The organism is Aminobacter sp. UC22_36 (assembly GCF_044056035.1).
Lineage (GTDB): Bacteria > Pseudomonadota > Alphaproteobacteria > Rhizobiales > Rhizobiaceae > Aminobacter.
This window is the reverse complement of record NZ_CP171996.1, coordinates 1,800,054-1,813,770: the sequence shown is the minus strand read 5'-3', so window position 1 is coordinate 1,813,770 and position 13,717 is coordinate 1,800,054. Positions and strand designations below refer to the sequence as shown.

Sequence of the window (13,717 nt, the reverse complement as noted above, 5' to 3'; positions counted from 1 at the left end):
ACCACATCCCCTGATCCCCCTAGCCCAGCACGCCGGCAACGAAACCGTATGGCCCGGGACAGCCGCAGGGAAATCCTGGCGGGCCGGGCGGGTTGGCCCAGCACCAGAAAGTGGGCGTGAAGCAGATGGTGCCCGGTTGGTGCGGCGGCACTTGAGCAAGCGCTGAACGCGTCAGCGCGGCCAAGACCGAGCAGACCAGCAGGATGGCGAATCTGAACTTGAGCGAGCGCATCGATCGCCCCCCAGCGACACGCGAAACCAAAGATTGCAGCACTTCAAGAATACAACCAGGCATAGCAACATGCAATCGCCAAATCAAAAGACGGGTCTGCCTGAAATCGCGTTCTGGCCAAGGAAACGGCCGCCGCGATATCTCGCGGCGGCCAGCTGTCCTGGGAGGAGTTGGCTCAGAAGATCGTGTCGACCGGCAGGCCGAGCGCCATGGCCCCGGCATATTGCGCCTGCGGGCCGGCCTGGAGCGGGTGGAAGCGCGCGCCCTGCATGTCGCGGAAGCGGCGTTCCAGCCCCTTCTCGCGGTAGAAGGAGGCCCCTCCGGCGAGTTCCATCGCAAGCTCCACGACCTCGAGGCCGTGGCGCGCAACCAGTGAACGGCCGAACATCACCTCGTTGACGCTTTCCGCCGACGGTGCGTTGCGTTCCACAGTCTCGACCATCGAACGATGGGCAAGCCGGGCCGCGTGCAAGGACGTGTCCATGCGTCCGGCAAGGCCGAGCACGGTCTCGCTCCTCGGCTTCTTCCTTGCGATCTCCACAGCGATGTCGCGCGCGCTTTCGGCGACGCCGAGATAGACCGCATAGATCAACGGGAAGGCGACGGTGGCGATGATCTGGAACACCGGGTGCCAGTGGCCCGCCGTGCGCGAAAAGCCGACCGAGGCGTCCGGCACGAACAGCCCGTCGATGACGACATCGTTGGAACCGGTGCCACGCATGCCTAGCGTGCGCCAATTGTCGGTGACGCTGACCTCAGGCGCCCGCATCGGCACGCCGAAATGGATGACCTTTTCGCTGCCGTCCTCGGCACAAGTGATCGCCCCGGTCATCAGGATGTCGCCGGCGGCAGCACCCGAGGTGAAGACCTTGCGCGCGCTGACGCGATAGCCGCCCTCGACCTTTTCGGCCTTGCCCGAGCCGCCGATCCAGTCCGACCCGCCGCTCGAAAGCAGGATCAGGTTTTCGCCAGCGATGCGCTTGAGCAAGGGCTCGACGGCGGTGACTTTCTGATGGCGCCAGCGCCAGGCCGGGATCGCCACCTGATGCGTGTGCATGGCAAAGGCCAGTGCGGTCGAACCACAGGCATGTGCCATGATGCGCAGCATTTCGCAGAGGTCGGCAATTTCGGCGCCGCCCCCGCCCAGTTCGAGCGGAACACCGGCACTGACGAGCCCGGCCTTTTTCAGCAAGGCATAGTTTTCGGCAACGAACAGATCGGCTTCGTCGACCTGGCGGGCACGATCGGCAAGGGCCGGCACCAGATCGTGAGCCACGGCAATAACGTCGATTGGCACGGCACCTGTCACGCCGGCAGTCGCCAGCGCAGCGTTTTCAAGACTTCTCATCAAGTCATCTCCTGTTGGCCGGCAGGCCAGGCGCAAGGATCGCCCCATCGGCCAGGCGGGTCCAGTTCAGGAACTATACCGGTGCACAAGGCGGTCATCCCTATGGGCTAGGTGAAAGGCGGTGGCTTTTGCGCTATAAGGCGCGGTCCTCCTGCGAATGGTGCAAGATGAGCGATCGCGGCGGTTACGGCCAGTTTTGCCCGGTTTCGATGGCGTCGGAAGTGCTGTGCACGCGCTGGACGACGCTGGTCGTGCGCGAAATGCTGATGGGATCGAGCCGTTTCAACGATTTGCGCCGCGGCGTGCCGCGCATGTCGCCGGCGCTGCTCTCCAAGCGACTGAAGGAACTTGAGCGCGCTGGCGTGATCCAGACCGAGCGTGGCGGCGCGGGCAGCGTCGAATACCGGCTGACCGAGGCCGGAGAGGATTTGCGGCCGATCATCCTCGGCCTTGGCGACTGGGGCCATCGCTGGGTGGAATCGCAGCTAACCCTCAGAAATCTCGACCCTTCGCTCTTGATGTGGGACATGCGCCGCAACCTCAACCCGCAGCCCCTGCCGCCAAAACGCTGCACGATTCACTTTCTGTACCCCGAAGTGGCGAAAGCACTGCAGAATTGGTGGCTGGTAGTCGCCGACGGGGCGGTCGACCTTTGCAACTCCGACCCCGGCTTCGATATCGACCTCGAGGTCAGGGGATCCCTGCGCAGCATGACATCGGTGTGGATGGGCCTGTCCAAGCTCAACCAGGAACTCGATTCCGGCCGGTTGGAGCTTGATGGCGACGACAAGATCGCCCGCGCCATGCAGGCCTGGCTCGGCCTGAGCAGCTTCGCGCCGCTGGCACGCCGGGTACCTTAGCTCTCGCCCGCTTCCGCCCAGGCCAGGTACTCGTGCATCAACGGCTCAAGTTCCTCCATTTCGGGGAATTCGTCGAAGCTCCTGACCGCACCCGTTGCGGCGAAGGGCATTCGGGTCTTGGTAAAGGTTTCCATGAACGGGCGGAACCACGCGGTGTCGTCCAGCATGGTCGGCCGCACATTGACGAACCAGTCAACCCCGGCGACACGGGTGAACATCCACGTCTTGCAATGGTCGCAGAACTGGTGATGCAGGTCGGTTCCATGCAGACCGCCGACGACGGTTTCGCCCTTGGTGACGGCAAAGCCATCGGCCGGGACCATCGCCGTCAGCGAATAGGCCGAAGACGACATCTTCTGGCAGCCAGGGCAATGGCAGGCGGCGGTGCAGATCGGTGCCTTGGACACCTCGATCTGGACGCGGCCACAACGGCAGGAACCCTTGAGCGGCAGTGGAATGGACGACATGGCAGCCCCTTGCATGATGCTTCGCGCATCCTGCAACCCCAGCGTTCCAAAGCATAGGGCCAGCTTCTTGCTTTTGGTGCGACGTGCCATCGCAGGGGCCGTCGGCTCTCCCCCTGAGTGGAGAGCCGGATCGGTGCGATCGTGTCAGGCGGCGATCAGCGCGCGCGCCTTGAGGATCTCGACACAGGCGTTGGCGGCTTCCTTGCCCTTGACCTTGAAGTGGTCGAAGAAGAAGCGGTGATGCTCGGCGCTGTCATGGTAGTTGTGCGGGGTGAGCACCGCCGACAGCACCGGCACGCCGGTCTGAAGCTGCACGTTCATCATGCCTTCAAGCACGGCATGCGCGACGAAGTCGTGACGGTAGATGCCACCATTGACGACGAAGGCGGTGCCGAGGATCGCGGCATAACGACCGGTCTCGGCCAGTGTCTTGGCAAACAGCGGGATTTCGTAGGCGCCGGGCACGTCATAGACATCGACGGCGATGCGGCCGTCTGACAGCTTCTCGATCTCGGCGCTGAAGGCCTTGACGCATTCATCGACGATGTCGGCATGCCAGCGCGCGCGGATTACTGCGACTCGGGTCGTATCGAAGTCTTTCGGGGATTGCTGATTCATGGGTCCATCCTTCCGTTTCGAACCAGAATCAGGACGCACGAGACGGAATCCCGGTAGCCTGCGCCACCGCTTTCCCGTTCGTTCTCTTCCATCCGGACTGTGACCGTCGGCTCCGGAATCACACCGGATCTGCTGACCCTCCCGTTGCCGGGAAGCGCTCGCGGGCTCGGGTTCGAAAACCCTTACCGCCGGTAGGGACTTTCACCCCGCCCTGAGAACATTAACGCCTCCGATATGGCGGCGCGGAACGGCGCTGTCAATGACAGGAATAATAGTTTCTCTATCCAGCGATCGATCGTGCCGGATTGCCCACGACGGTGGCGCCGGCCGCAACGCTTTTGGTCACAACCGAGCCCGCGCCGACGATGGCGTCGTCGCCGATCTCGATGCCGCCGAGCAGGATGGCGCTGCCGCCGATCCAGACATTGCGGCCGATGATGACCGGCCGGCCGATCTCCAGCCCGGCACGGCGCAGGACAGGATCCTTGTGGTGCTCGGGGCAATAGACCTGCACGCCGGGGCCGAACATCGTGCCTGCGCCGATGCGCACCGGGGCGGTGTCGAGGATGGTGCAGCCGGCATTGAGGAACACGCCCGCGCCGAGATGGATGTTGAAACCGTAGGCGCAGTGGAACGGCGCTTCGATGCGAGTGCCCTCGCCTGCCGAACCGAGCAACGCTCGCAGTTTGGGCGCGATGTCGCCGCGTTCGGCCGGCGACATCGAGCGGTGCTCGAACACGGCCTCGGCCGCCAGCGCACGCAGTACGTCGAGCTCGGCGTCGACGCAGTTGTACCACGCGCCGGCCACCATCTTTTCGCGTTCGCTCTGAGCCATTTCAGTGTCCCTTCCTGCTCGTCCAGCCAAACCACAGAACCGGCCATGCTGCAAAGGTTGAAGCCGCCCGGCTCTGGCGAAACCGGATGGCTGTGCTAGCCTCCTGACAAAGTGCACTTCCAGACCAGACACATCCACGGGGGAAGAAGGATGATCTACCTGCTCGCGCTTCTCATCGGACTTGTTGCTGGTTTGAGAGCCATGACCGCACCGGCCGCGGTCGCCTGGGGCGCATGGCTCGGCTGGCTGCCGCTGGCCGGCACCTGGGTCGGCTTCATGGGCCACTGGATTGCGGTTGCGATCTTCACCGTTCTGGCCGTCGTCGAACTGGTCTCCGACCAGCTGCCATCGACGCCGAGCCGCAAGGTGCCGGTGCAATTCGCCACCCGCATCATCATGGGTGCCCTGTCGGGCGCAGTCATCGGCACCGCGGGCGGCGTGGTGATTGGCGGACTGGCAGCGGGGATCATTGGCGCGATCCTCGGCACGCTCGGCGGCGCCGAAGTGCGGGGCCGGCTGGCAGCCGCTTTCGGCAAGGACCTGCCGGCGGGGTTGATCGAGGATGCGGTGGCGATCATCGCAGCGCTCTGGATCGTGAGCATGGTCGCATGAGCGCGGCACAAAAATTCGATGCCATCATCATCGGCTGCGGCCAGGCCGGGCCACCGCTGGCCGGGCGGCTGACGGCGGCGGGCCAAACGGTGGCGTTGATCGAGCGCAAGCTTGTCGGCGGCACCTGCGTCAACACCGGCTGCAAGCCGACCAAGACGATGGTGGCGAGCGCCTATGCCGCCCATCTGGCGCGCACCGGCGCCGACTATGGCGTTTCGACCGGCGAAGTCTTGGTCGACATGAAGGTCGTGAAGGCGCGCAAGGACAAGGTGACCGTCGATTCCCGCACCGGTCTGGAAGACTGGATCGCCGGTATGAAGGGCTGCACGCTGTTCCGCGGCCATGCCCATTTCGAAGGGCCCCACGAGGTGCGCGTCGGCAACGACCTGCTCTACGGCGAACGTATCTTCATCAATGTCGGCGGCCGCGCCAACATCCCCGACATGCCCGGCGTCAACGACATCGAGTATCTGACCAACACCTCGATGATGGAGGTGGACTTCCTGCCGAAACACCTTGTCGTCGTCGGCGGCAGCTATATCGGGCTGGAGTTCGCCCAGATGTTCCGCCGCTTCGGCGCACAAGTGACCGTGGTCGAAAAAGGCCCGAGGCTGGTGTCGCGCGAGGACGAGGACGTGTCCGAGGCGGTGAAGGGCATTCTCGAACGCGAGGGCATCGCGCTTCGGCTCAACGCCGAATGCATCAGCTTCGCGCGCCACGCCGACGGCGTGCAGGTCGGTGTCGACTGCACCAGCGGCGACCGCGCCGTGATTGGTTTCGCATGTGCTACTGGCCATCGGCCGCAAGCCCAACACCGACGATCTCGGCCTCGACAAGGCGGGCGTCGCGACCGACAAGCGCGGCAACATCGAGGTCGACGACCAGCTCAGGACCAACGTGCCGCACATCTGGGCGATGGGCGACTGCAACGGCAAGGGCGCCTTCACCCACACAGCCTACAACGACTTCGAAATCGTCGCGGCGAACCTGCTCGACAATGACGCGCGCAACGTTTCCGACCGCATCGAGGCCTATGCACTCTACATCGACCCGCCGCTCGGCCGCGCCGGCATGACCGAGACGGTGGCGCGCAAGTCCGGCCGCAAGGTGCTAGCCGGGCAACGGCCGATGACGCGCGTCGGCCGCGCCGTCGAAAAGGGCGAGACGCAGGGCTTCATGAAGATCCTTGTCGACGCCGATACCAGGGAGATCCTCGGTGCTGCAGTGCTCGGCACCGGCGGCGACGAGGCGATCCACGCCGTGCTCGACCTGATGTACGCCAAGGCGCCGATCGAGACGCTGCAGCGCGCGGTGCACATCCATCCGACGGTGTCGGAGCTTCTGCCGACCATCGCCATCGAGCTGAAACCGCTGGACTAGAGCCCATCCTGGTAGCCGGATGGGCCCTGGTTGTTCGCCTTACGCGAAAGCCGCCCTTGCCTTGGCCTCCAGCCATTCGGCCATCTGACGGTACGGCACGGGACCGTAGCTGACGCGGCCAACGCCGAGTTCGGCGAGCTTCGCCTTTGGTGGCACATAGGCGAACGCCATGATGTTGACCGGCAGTTCGACCTCGCGGCAGAGCCGGCCGATCAGCTTTTCGTCGCCGACACCCGGCGCGAAGAAGCCATGCGCGCCAGCCTTGGCGTAGGCCCGAGCGCGCTCGACGGCATCATCGAGATGCCCGTCATTGTGTTCATCCGGCTTGGCCTTGAGGAAAATGTCGGTGCGCGTGTTGATGAAGGCAGGAATGCCCGAAGTTTTGACCGCTTCCGCCGCAGCGGCAATGCGCTCCGCCTGGAAGGCCAGTTCGTGCAGTCCGGTTCCGCCAACGACTTGATCCTCGAAATTGAAGCCAATGGCGCCTGCTTCCAGGGCGCGGCTGACGGTCATCGCCACCTTTGCCGGTTCGACGCCATAGCCGCTTTCAAGGTCCATTGTCACCGGAAGCTCGACGGCGGCAACGATGCGGCGGATGTTGTCGAGGGCGAGGTCGAGCGGGATCTTTTCGCCATCCGCGAAGCCGAAGGCCGCAGCCACCGGCCAGCTTCCGGTGGCGATGGCCTTGGCGCCGGCCTTGGCGATGATCGCGGCGCTGCCGGGATCCCAGGCATTGTAGAGCACCACCGGATTGCCCTTCACATGCAAGGCATGGAAGGCCTTTGCCTTGTCGATCTGACTGGTCATGAGCGCTGTCCTCGAAGTGGCTGATTCTGGAGGAGACGAACCTAGCAGCGCCGCGCGACAGCACCATGGCGCAGAGGATGACTTCACGCAGGCCAGGGACACCTTCAGCCAGCATCCGGCTCAGCGGTGAGCGCGAACCGCGGCTCTGGTCCAGACCATTGCAGCAACTGTTAGGTCACGGCGTGGATCCCCAGGGCTCCATGCCGTGATGTTGAAACTGCCGTTGCGATCCAGATCGATAGATCACAGCCCCCTCAGCCAGCCTCGGGACCAGCGGCGAGCAGGCGCTGTTCGAGACGTGTGAGCAGGCCAAGCGCGGTCTTCAGTTCGGCGGCGTCCTCGTCGGCCAGGAGCCCAGTGCGCAGGGCTTCGAGGATACGCTCGATCTCCTCGACCCTGCTACGGCCGGCATCCGTCAGCGACAGGATCTTAGCGCGGCGGTCGCCCGGATCGCCGCTTCGGATGATCAGGCCATCGGCGGCCAGAAGATCGACAATGCGCACCAGCGATGGGCCTTCGAAGCCGAGATGATCGGCGATAACCCCCTGGCGGATGTTGTCGCCCAGCCGCGACAGCGTCACCAGCGGCATGGCGGTGGCGTGCGACAGCCCACAATCGTCGAGCGCGCGGTCCGCGGCATGGCGCCAGAGCCGGGCCACTGAGAGCAGGCTCCTGCCGAAACCGGCACGGTCGGAAGCGTCATTGGACATTCGAGAAAGATAACATATTATCTATTAGGATGCGATCAGATTCTCGGCCGGAGCACGGCCGCGACGTCTGTGCGGAGGTAGAGGCGAGGAGATCTCCGCAGAGCGCCGGCATGACGATTGCGTCCGACGCCGCCCGCCCGGGCGGCTGGTTTTCGATTCAATCTTCGCGAGACATCGACATGGCAGAACAACAGACATCCAGGGGCAGCGGCGGTTGGCTTCTGGTTCTTTTCGGCCTGCTCATGGTCATCATCGGGGCACCGCTCGTCTATGGCGGCGTCCAGTTGATCGGCCTGGGCGGATCCTGGTACTACACGCTCGCCGGTCTCGGCGTCATCGCCTCCGGCATCCTCTACATCATGCGCCGCAAGGCCGGGCTGTGGCTCTACGGCTTCGTGTTCCTGGCGACCGTCGCCTGGGCGCTGTGGGAATCCGGCCTCGAATTCTGGCCGCTGGTGCCACGCCTCGTAGCACCTGCCGTGATCGCCATCCCGGCGCTGTTGCTCGCCCCCCTCTTCCCGACAAGCTCCGGCAAACGGGGCCCCTTCGCGCTTGCCGGCCTGCTGGTCGCGGCACTTGCCGCCACCGCCTTTTATGGCTTCACCCCGCATGGCGTGACCCGCAACGCGCTGGCTTCGGCCGAGCCCGCGCCAACTGTACCTCCGGCTGCCGCAAGCGCCACCGACTGGCGCCACTATGGCCGCACGCCGGCAGGCACGCGCTACGCGCCGATCGACCAGATCAACCGCGACAACGTCGACAAGCTCGAGGTCGCCTGGACCTTCCAATCGGGCGATGTCCCCGCAGGGACCGCACAGGACCAGAGCACGCCGCTTTTCGTCAACGACACGCTCTACACCTGCTCGCCCAACAACATCGTCCATGCGCTTAACCCGGACACGGGCGAAGTGAAGTGGAAGTTCGACCCCAAGGCCAAGTCGCCGCTGTGGCAGCGCTGCCGCGGCGTCAGCTACTACGAGCCGGCTGCGGCGCCGGCCGAGGCCAGTGCAGCCCCCGCCGACCCGCTGGCGCCGGCGAGCGTCATTGCCGCGACGCCCGACATGCCAGCCGCCGCCCCCAACGCCTGCGCCGCGCGCATCGTCATGACCACCATCGACGCGCGCCTGATCCAGCTCGACGCCAAGACCGGCGAGCTGTGTCAGGATTTTGGCAATGGCGGCATCGTCGATCTCAAGGCCGGCATGGGCGAGATCAAGGACGGCTTCTACTTCCAGACCTCGGCGCCCACCGTCATGCGCGACCTGATCATGGTCGGCGGCTGGGTGTGGGACAATGTCGAGACAGGCGAGCCTTCGGGCGCCGTGCGCGCGTTTTCGGCGCGCACGGGCGAACTGGTCTGGGCCTGGGATCTCGGCAATCCGGCGATCACCAAGCTGCCGCCGGAAGGCGAAAGCTACACGCGCGGCACGCCCAACGTCTGGTCGACGCCGGCCTATGACGAGGCACTTGGCCTGGTCTACCTGCCAACCGGCAACGCCACGCCGGATTTCTTCGGCGCGCATCGCTCCAAGGCGGCCGAGGACTACACGGCATCAGTCGTTGCCCTCGACATATCAACCGGGCGCGAGCGCTGGAAGTTCCAGACCGTGCATCACGACATCTGGGACTACGACGTTCCCGCCCAGCCAGCACTCTACGACGTGCCTGATGGCAAGGGCGGCACCGTTCCGGCGCTGATCCAGATCACCAAGCGCGGGCAGGTTTTCATGCTCGACCGCCGCGACGGCAAGCCGATCGCCGAGGTCGAGGAGCGTCCGGTGCCGCAGACCGGCGGCGTGCCGGAGGACTTCCTGTCGCCGACGCAGCCCTATACGGTCGGCATGCCGGCGATCGGTGCAGAGCCCTTCACCGAGGCCAAAATGTGGGGTGCGACGCCCTACGACCAGCTCTACTGCCGCATCGAGTTCAAGAAGATGCGCTACGAGGGCGAATTCACGCCTCCCGGCCTGACCCGCTCGATCATCTATCCCGGTTATTACGGCGGCATGAACTGGGGCAGTGCGGCGATCGACGAGGCTCGTGGCCTTCTGATCGTCAACGATATCCGCATGCCGCAGTTCGCGCAGTTGATGCCGCGCGAGCTGACCGACAACTATGGCGGCTCGGCAGCCCATGACGGCCTGTCGCAGCAGAAGGGCACGCCTTATGGCGCCATGAAGAACGGCTTCATGTCGCCGCTCGGCGTTCCCTGCCACCAGCCGCCCTACGGCACTTTCACCGGCATCGACCTGAAGACCCGCCAGATCGTCTGGCAGGTTCCGGCCGGCACGCTCGAGGATACCGGCCCGCTCGGCATGAAGACCGGCCTTGAGATCCCGATCGGCATGCCGACGCTGGGCGGCCCGATCGCGACCTCCGGCGGCGTCGTCTTCTACGCCGGCACGCAGGATTACTATCTGCGCGCACTTGACGTGGAGACCGGCGCGGAGCTGTGGAAGGGGCGCCTGCCCGTCGGCGCCCAAGCCACCCCGATGACATTCGTGTCGCCGGAAAGCGGAGCCCAGTATGTGGTGATTTCCGCCGGCGGCGCGCGCCAGTCGCCCGACCGCGGCGACTACATCGTCGCCTACAGGCTGTCGAAGCAGAACTGAGTTTGGCCGTTTCGAACTCGGAAAGGGGTGCCCCAACGTCGCCCCTTCTTATTTCTGGCTGGCGAAGCCTGATGCGGCGCGGCGCATCGGCAGGCGCCAGCCAAGCCGGACACCGAGCGTTGCGACGGCGATCAGCGCCATGCCCACGCCTTGCGCGATGCCGATCGGATGGCCGTAGATCGCCCAGTCGATGATGATCGCGACGACGGGATAGATGAAAGTGAGCACGCCGATGACAGGCGTCGTCAGCCAGGGATAGGCGGAGAACATCATAACATAGGCGATGCCCGTATGCAGCACGCCGATGCCGACCAGCCAACCCCAGGATGCGAGTGCGATATCGCCGGAAAAATTGGCGAAGGGCGCCAGCATCACCACGCCAACGACCGTCTGGCACAGCACCGTGATCTCCGGCCGCTGCTCGCCGAGCCCCTTGGCGAGGATCGTCACCACCGCGTAGAGCAACGCGCCGCCGAGCGCCATGGCAACGCCCACCATCCAGGACGTCGTGACCGGATTGCCTGACACCACGAGGCCGCTGGCCAGCACGACGCCCAGGAAGGCCGCGGCCATCCAGGCGATCTGGTCGGCGGTGATGCGCTCTTTGAGGAACAGAACGCCGATCAGCACGACGAAAAACGGCTGGATGTGATAGAGGATCGTCATCACCGCGATCGAGGTCTTGGCGAATCCGGCGAAGAACGCCGTCCAGCTCAGCACCATGCAGAAGCCGCAGAGACCCGCGCGGGCGAGGCGCTCCCACGACAACGAGCGGTCGGGCAGATAGCCGCGCAGCAGGCACCAGATGCCGAGAAACAACGCGCCGAACAGGCAGCGCCAGAACACCGTCGTGACAGGATCGACGCCGGCCTCGGTGACGAAAGCGCCGACGGTGCCGGCAATCGCCATGGCGACCGCCAGGTTGAGGGCGGGAAAGCGGGAAGCGTTGGTCATGCTGGTCTTCCTTGGCGACGGCCAAGCAAGCCCTGATTGACGATTTCATTCAAACGAATAGATTTGGCAAACTCTATTCGAAAAGCTGATACCGCCATGGCGATGCCGCTCGACCTCGACCTGCTCAGGACTTTCGTCGCCGTTGCCGACAGCGGCAGCTTTTCTTATGCCGCCTCGCGGGTCGGCCGCAGCCAGTCGGCGGTGAGCATGCAGATGCAGCGGCTGGAACAGACCATCGGCAGGAAGCTTTTGGTCCGCAGTCCGCGCGCGGTGACGCCCAACGCCATCGGCGAGGAGCTGCTGGTCTATGCCAGGCGGCTGCTGAAGCTGTCCGACGAGGCCTGGGCGTCGGTCACCCGACCCGAGGAAGCCGGCAGCGTGCGCCTCGGCGTGCCGGACGATTACGCGGCGTTCCTGTTGCCGTCGGTGCTGTCGCGTTTTGCCGCCGCGCATCCGCTGGTGACGGTCGAATTGATCTGCGAGCAGTCGACGTCGCTGGTGAAGACCTTCGCCGACGGCCGGCTCGATCTCGCCATCGTCACGCGTGGACCCGAGCAATCGATCGAAGTGCTGCAGCGCGAGCGCCTGGTCTGGGTCGCCTCGCCCAACCATGTCGCCTGGGAGATCGATCCATTGCCGGTCGCGCTGTTCGAACCCGGCTGTGTTGCGCGCAAAAGCGTACTTGAGGTGCTGGGCGCTGCCGACCGGTCGTTTCGCTGCACCTATTCCAGCGCCAGCCTGCTCGGCCTGATCGCCGTGGTCCAGGCGGGCCTCGCAGTCGCCGGCCTCGCCCAGCGCAGCGTGCCGCCGGGCCTGCGCATCATCGGCGAAAACGAGGGCCTGCCGCCCCTGCCCGACATGGAAATCGGCATCCTGCGTAATCCGCAGACCGGCAACTCGGCGGTCGAGCGGCTCTACGACTTCCTGCGCCGCGACCTGGCGCAACAGGCGTAACACCTCGAGGCTGCGCCTGCCGTATGCCTGCCATGCATCCAATGCATTGCTGCAATGCACCAACATGCCTTGTCCCGCGCCCGACATGAGGAAAATGTAGATCTAAATCGTTTCAGCTCCCCCCGAGTCCGCTCATGCCCTTGCCGATCCTCGCTCTGGCCGTCGCATCCTTTTGCATCGGCACCACCGAATTTGTGATCATGGGCCTGCTGCCTGAGGTCGCAGCCGACCTCGGCGTCTCGATCCCCGCCGCCGGCCTGCTTGTCACCGGCTACGCGCTCGGCGTGGTCATCGGCGCCCCGATCATCGCCGTCGGCACGGCCAGGCTGCCGCGCAAGCCGGTGCTGATCGGCCTCGCCATGATGTTCGTGCTCGGCAACCTGCTCTGCGCCGTCGCGCCGACCTACTGGACGCTGATGATCGCACGCGTCATCACCGCCTTCGGCCACGGTGCCTTTTTCGGCATCGGCTCGGTGGTGGCGGCAAGCCTGGTGCCGGCCAACAAGCGGGCCAGCGCGATTGCCCTGATGTTCGCCGGCCTGACGCTCGCCAACATCTTGGGCGTGCCGGGCGGCACCGCCCTTGGCGAAGCCTATGGCTGGCGCGCCACCTTCTTCGCCGTCGTCGTCATCGGCCTGCTCTCGGTCGCAGCCATTGCCTTTTTGGTGCCGGCCGGCGTCGCCCCTCCCGGCAAGGGCGGCGTGGCTGGCGAGGTCAAGGTGCTCGGCAAGCTGCAAGTATGGCTCGCCATGATCATCTCGGCACTCGCCTCGGGCAGCCTGTTTGCCGTCTTCACCTACATCAAGCCGATCCTGACCGACGTCACCGGCGTGTCGGTCGATTCGGTCACCTGGATCCTGCTGCTCTTCGGCGGCGGCATGACCATCGGCAACATCATCGGCGGCAAGCTGGCCGACTGGAAACTGATGCCGACGGCCATCGGCGCGCTGATGGTGATGGCAGCGATCCATGTCGCCTTCGCCCAGCTCAGCTATTCGGCGCCGGCGGCGATCCTGCTCGTCTTCCTGTGGGGCGTCATCACCTTCGTCATCGTGCCGCCGATGCAGATGCGCGTCGTCGAGACCGCCTCGGAAGCGCCGAACCTCGCCGCAACCTTGAACCAGGGCGCCTTCAACGCCGGCAACGCCGCCGGCGCCTGGGCTGGTGGCGCCGCTATCTCGATGGGCGTCAGCTATGCCGACTTGCCGCTTGTCGGCGCGGCCATCGCGCTCTCCGCCTTCGTCGTCGCGCTCATTTCCTTCACACTCGACCGGCGTGATGCAATTCAGCAGGCGGCATGACGCTTTAGCGATTGTCAGCAACCCGTC

At 65.1% G+C, this 13,717-nt stretch carries 13 protein-coding genes, 1 pseudogene and 1 riboswitch; of the genes and pseudogenes, 6 read left to right on the top strand and 8 right to left on the bottom strand.

Going from position 1 to position 13,717, the window contains the following annotated elements:
- Positions 1–19: 19 nt before the first annotated feature.
- Both ACHMW7_RS12030 and ACHMW7_RS12025 read right to left on the bottom strand, forming a co-directional pair.
- Entirely contained in the window at positions 20–232 is a 213-nt protein-coding gene (locus ACHMW7_RS12030) for a hypothetical protein (RefSeq protein WP_395450459.1), read from the bottom strand.
- A gap of 175 nt (positions 233–407) precedes the next feature.
- Complete coding sequence (locus ACHMW7_RS12025) at positions 408–1,580, bottom strand: acyl-CoA dehydrogenase family protein (protein ID WP_395450458.1); 1,173 nt, start codon at positions 1,578–1,580, stop codon at positions 408–410.
- A 167-nt stretch (positions 1,581–1,747) separates the two neighbouring features.
- On the opposite strand from ACHMW7_RS12025, the gene ACHMW7_RS12020 reads away from it, so the two are divergent.
- Positions 1,748–2,440, top strand: a complete 693-nt coding sequence (locus tag ACHMW7_RS12020; RefSeq protein WP_395450457.1) for a winged helix-turn-helix transcriptional regulator — start codon at positions 1,748–1,750, stop codon at positions 2,438–2,440.
- Here the strand turns inward: ACHMW7_RS12020 and ACHMW7_RS12015 are convergent.
- The 3 genes from ACHMW7_RS12015 to ACHMW7_RS12005 form a co-directional block, all read right to left on the bottom strand.
- Entirely contained in the window at positions 2,437–2,907 is a 471-nt protein-coding gene (locus tag ACHMW7_RS12015) for a GFA family protein (RefSeq protein ID WP_395450456.1), read from the bottom strand. The two genes, ACHMW7_RS12020 and ACHMW7_RS12015, sit on opposite strands and share 4 nt — an antisense overlap.
- Positions 2,908–3,051: 144 nt before the next feature.
- Entirely contained in the window at positions 3,052–3,525 is a 474-nt protein-coding gene (locus tag ACHMW7_RS12010; protein ID WP_395450455.1) for a 6,7-dimethyl-8-ribityllumazine synthase, read from the bottom strand.
- A 76-nt stretch (positions 3,526–3,601) separates the two neighbouring features.
- Positions 3,602–3,748, bottom strand: a riboswitch (FMN riboswitch).
- 57 nt (positions 3,749–3,805) lie between these two features.
- Positions 3,806–4,360, bottom strand: coding sequence for a sugar O-acetyltransferase (locus ACHMW7_RS12005; RefSeq protein WP_395450454.1), 555 nt, complete (start codon positions 4,358–4,360; stop codon positions 3,806–3,808).
- A gap of 150 nt (positions 4,361–4,510) precedes the next feature.
- Here ACHMW7_RS12005 and ACHMW7_RS12000 point away from each other — a divergent pair, with 150 nt between their 5' ends.
- Positions 4,511–4,972, top strand: a complete 462-nt coding sequence (locus ACHMW7_RS12000; RefSeq protein WP_395450453.1) for a DUF4126 domain-containing protein — start codon at positions 4,511–4,513, stop codon at positions 4,970–4,972.
- Positions 4,969–6,352, top strand: a pseudogene (locus tag ACHMW7_RS11995) (FAD-containing oxidoreductase). The gene ACHMW7_RS12000 and the pseudogene ACHMW7_RS11995 overlap by 4 nt, the downstream one beginning before the upstream one ends.
- Before the next feature lie 39 nt (positions 6,353–6,391).
- On the opposite strand, the gene ACHMW7_RS11990 reads toward ACHMW7_RS11995, so the two are convergent.
- Both ACHMW7_RS11990 and ACHMW7_RS11985 read right to left on the bottom strand, forming a co-directional pair.
- On the bottom strand, positions 6,392–7,159 hold the full coding sequence (locus ACHMW7_RS11990; protein WP_395450452.1) for an isocitrate lyase/phosphoenolpyruvate mutase family protein: 768 nt from the start codon (positions 7,157–7,159) through the stop codon (positions 6,392–6,394).
- A gap of 254 nt (positions 7,160–7,413) precedes the next feature.
- A complete protein-coding gene (locus tag ACHMW7_RS11985; protein ID WP_395450451.1) occupies positions 7,414–7,818 on the bottom strand; it encodes a MarR family winged helix-turn-helix transcriptional regulator in 405 nt (134 codons plus the stop codon).
- Positions 7,819–8,048: 230 nt separating this feature from the next.
- Between ACHMW7_RS11985 and ACHMW7_RS11980 the strand changes: the two genes are divergently transcribed.
- Entirely contained in the window at positions 8,049–10,481 is a 2,433-nt protein-coding gene (locus ACHMW7_RS11980; RefSeq protein ID WP_395450450.1) for a membrane-bound PQQ-dependent dehydrogenase, glucose/quinate/shikimate family, read from the top strand.
- 48 nt (positions 10,482–10,529) lie between these two features.
- On the opposite strand, the gene ACHMW7_RS11975 is transcribed toward ACHMW7_RS11980, so the two are convergent.
- Positions 10,530–11,435 carry a DMT family transporter gene (locus ACHMW7_RS11975; RefSeq protein ID WP_395450449.1) on the bottom strand — a complete coding sequence of 302 codons (906 nt, stop codon included), beginning with the start codon at positions 11,433–11,435 and terminating at the stop codon, positions 10,530–10,532.
- A gap of 96 nt (positions 11,436–11,531) precedes the next feature.
- Between ACHMW7_RS11975 and ACHMW7_RS11970 the strand changes: the two genes are divergently transcribed.
- Complete coding sequence (locus ACHMW7_RS11970) at positions 11,532–12,389, top strand: LysR substrate-binding domain-containing protein (RefSeq protein ID WP_395450448.1); 858 nt, start codon at positions 11,532–11,534, stop codon at positions 12,387–12,389.
- Between the two features lie 134 nt (positions 12,390–12,523).
- Positions 12,524–13,690 (top strand): MFS transporter, encoded by a 1,167-nt coding sequence (locus ACHMW7_RS11965; protein ID WP_395450447.1) that lies wholly within the window; start codon positions 12,524–12,526, stop codon positions 13,688–13,690.
- Positions 13,691–13,717 lie beyond the last annotated feature (27 nt).

Excerpts from the sequence above, each read along its gene's own strand:
- ACHMW7_RS12020 (WP_395450457.1), top strand. The coding sequence starts at position 1,748 with ATGAGCGATCGCGGCGGTTACGGCCAGTTTTGCCCGGTTTCGATGGCG.
- ACHMW7_RS11965 (WP_395450447.1), top strand. The coding sequence starts at position 12,524 with ATGCCCTTGCCGATCCTCGCTCTGGCCGTCGCATCCTTTTGCATCGGC.
- ACHMW7_RS12005 (WP_395450454.1), bottom strand. The coding sequence starts at position 4,360 with ATGGCTCAGAGCGAACGCGAAAAGATGGTGGCCGGCGCGTGGTACAAC.
- ACHMW7_RS11975 (WP_395450449.1), bottom strand. The coding sequence starts at position 11,435 with ATGACCAACGCTTCCCGCTTTCCCGCCCTCAACCTGGCGGTCGCCATG.
- ACHMW7_RS11970 (WP_395450448.1), top strand. The coding sequence starts at position 11,532 with ATGGCGATGCCGCTCGACCTCGACCTGCTCAGGACTTTCGTCGCCGTT.
- ACHMW7_RS12025 (WP_395450458.1), bottom strand. The coding sequence starts at position 1,580 with ATGAGAAGTCTTGAAAACGCTGCGCTGGCGACTGCCGGCGTGACAGGT.
- ACHMW7_RS12000 (WP_395450453.1), top strand. The coding sequence starts at position 4,511 with ATGATCTACCTGCTCGCGCTTCTCATCGGACTTGTTGCTGGTTTGAGA.
- ACHMW7_RS11980 (WP_395450450.1), top strand. The coding sequence starts at position 8,049 with ATGGCAGAACAACAGACATCCAGGGGCAGCGGCGGTTGGCTTCTGGTT.
- ACHMW7_RS12010 (WP_395450455.1), bottom strand. The coding sequence starts at position 3,525 with ATGAATCAGCAATCCCCGAAAGACTTCGATACGACCCGAGTCGCAGTA.
- ACHMW7_RS11990 (WP_395450452.1), bottom strand. The coding sequence starts at position 7,159 with ATGACCAGTCAGATCGACAAGGCAAAGGCCTTCCATGCCTTGCATGTG.
- ACHMW7_RS12030 (WP_395450459.1), bottom strand. The coding sequence starts at position 232 with ATGCGCTCGCTCAAGTTCAGATTCGCCATCCTGCTGGTCTGCTCGGTC.
- ACHMW7_RS12015 (WP_395450456.1), bottom strand. The coding sequence starts at position 2,907 with ATGTCGTCCATTCCACTGCCGCTCAAGGGTTCCTGCCGTTGTGGCCGC.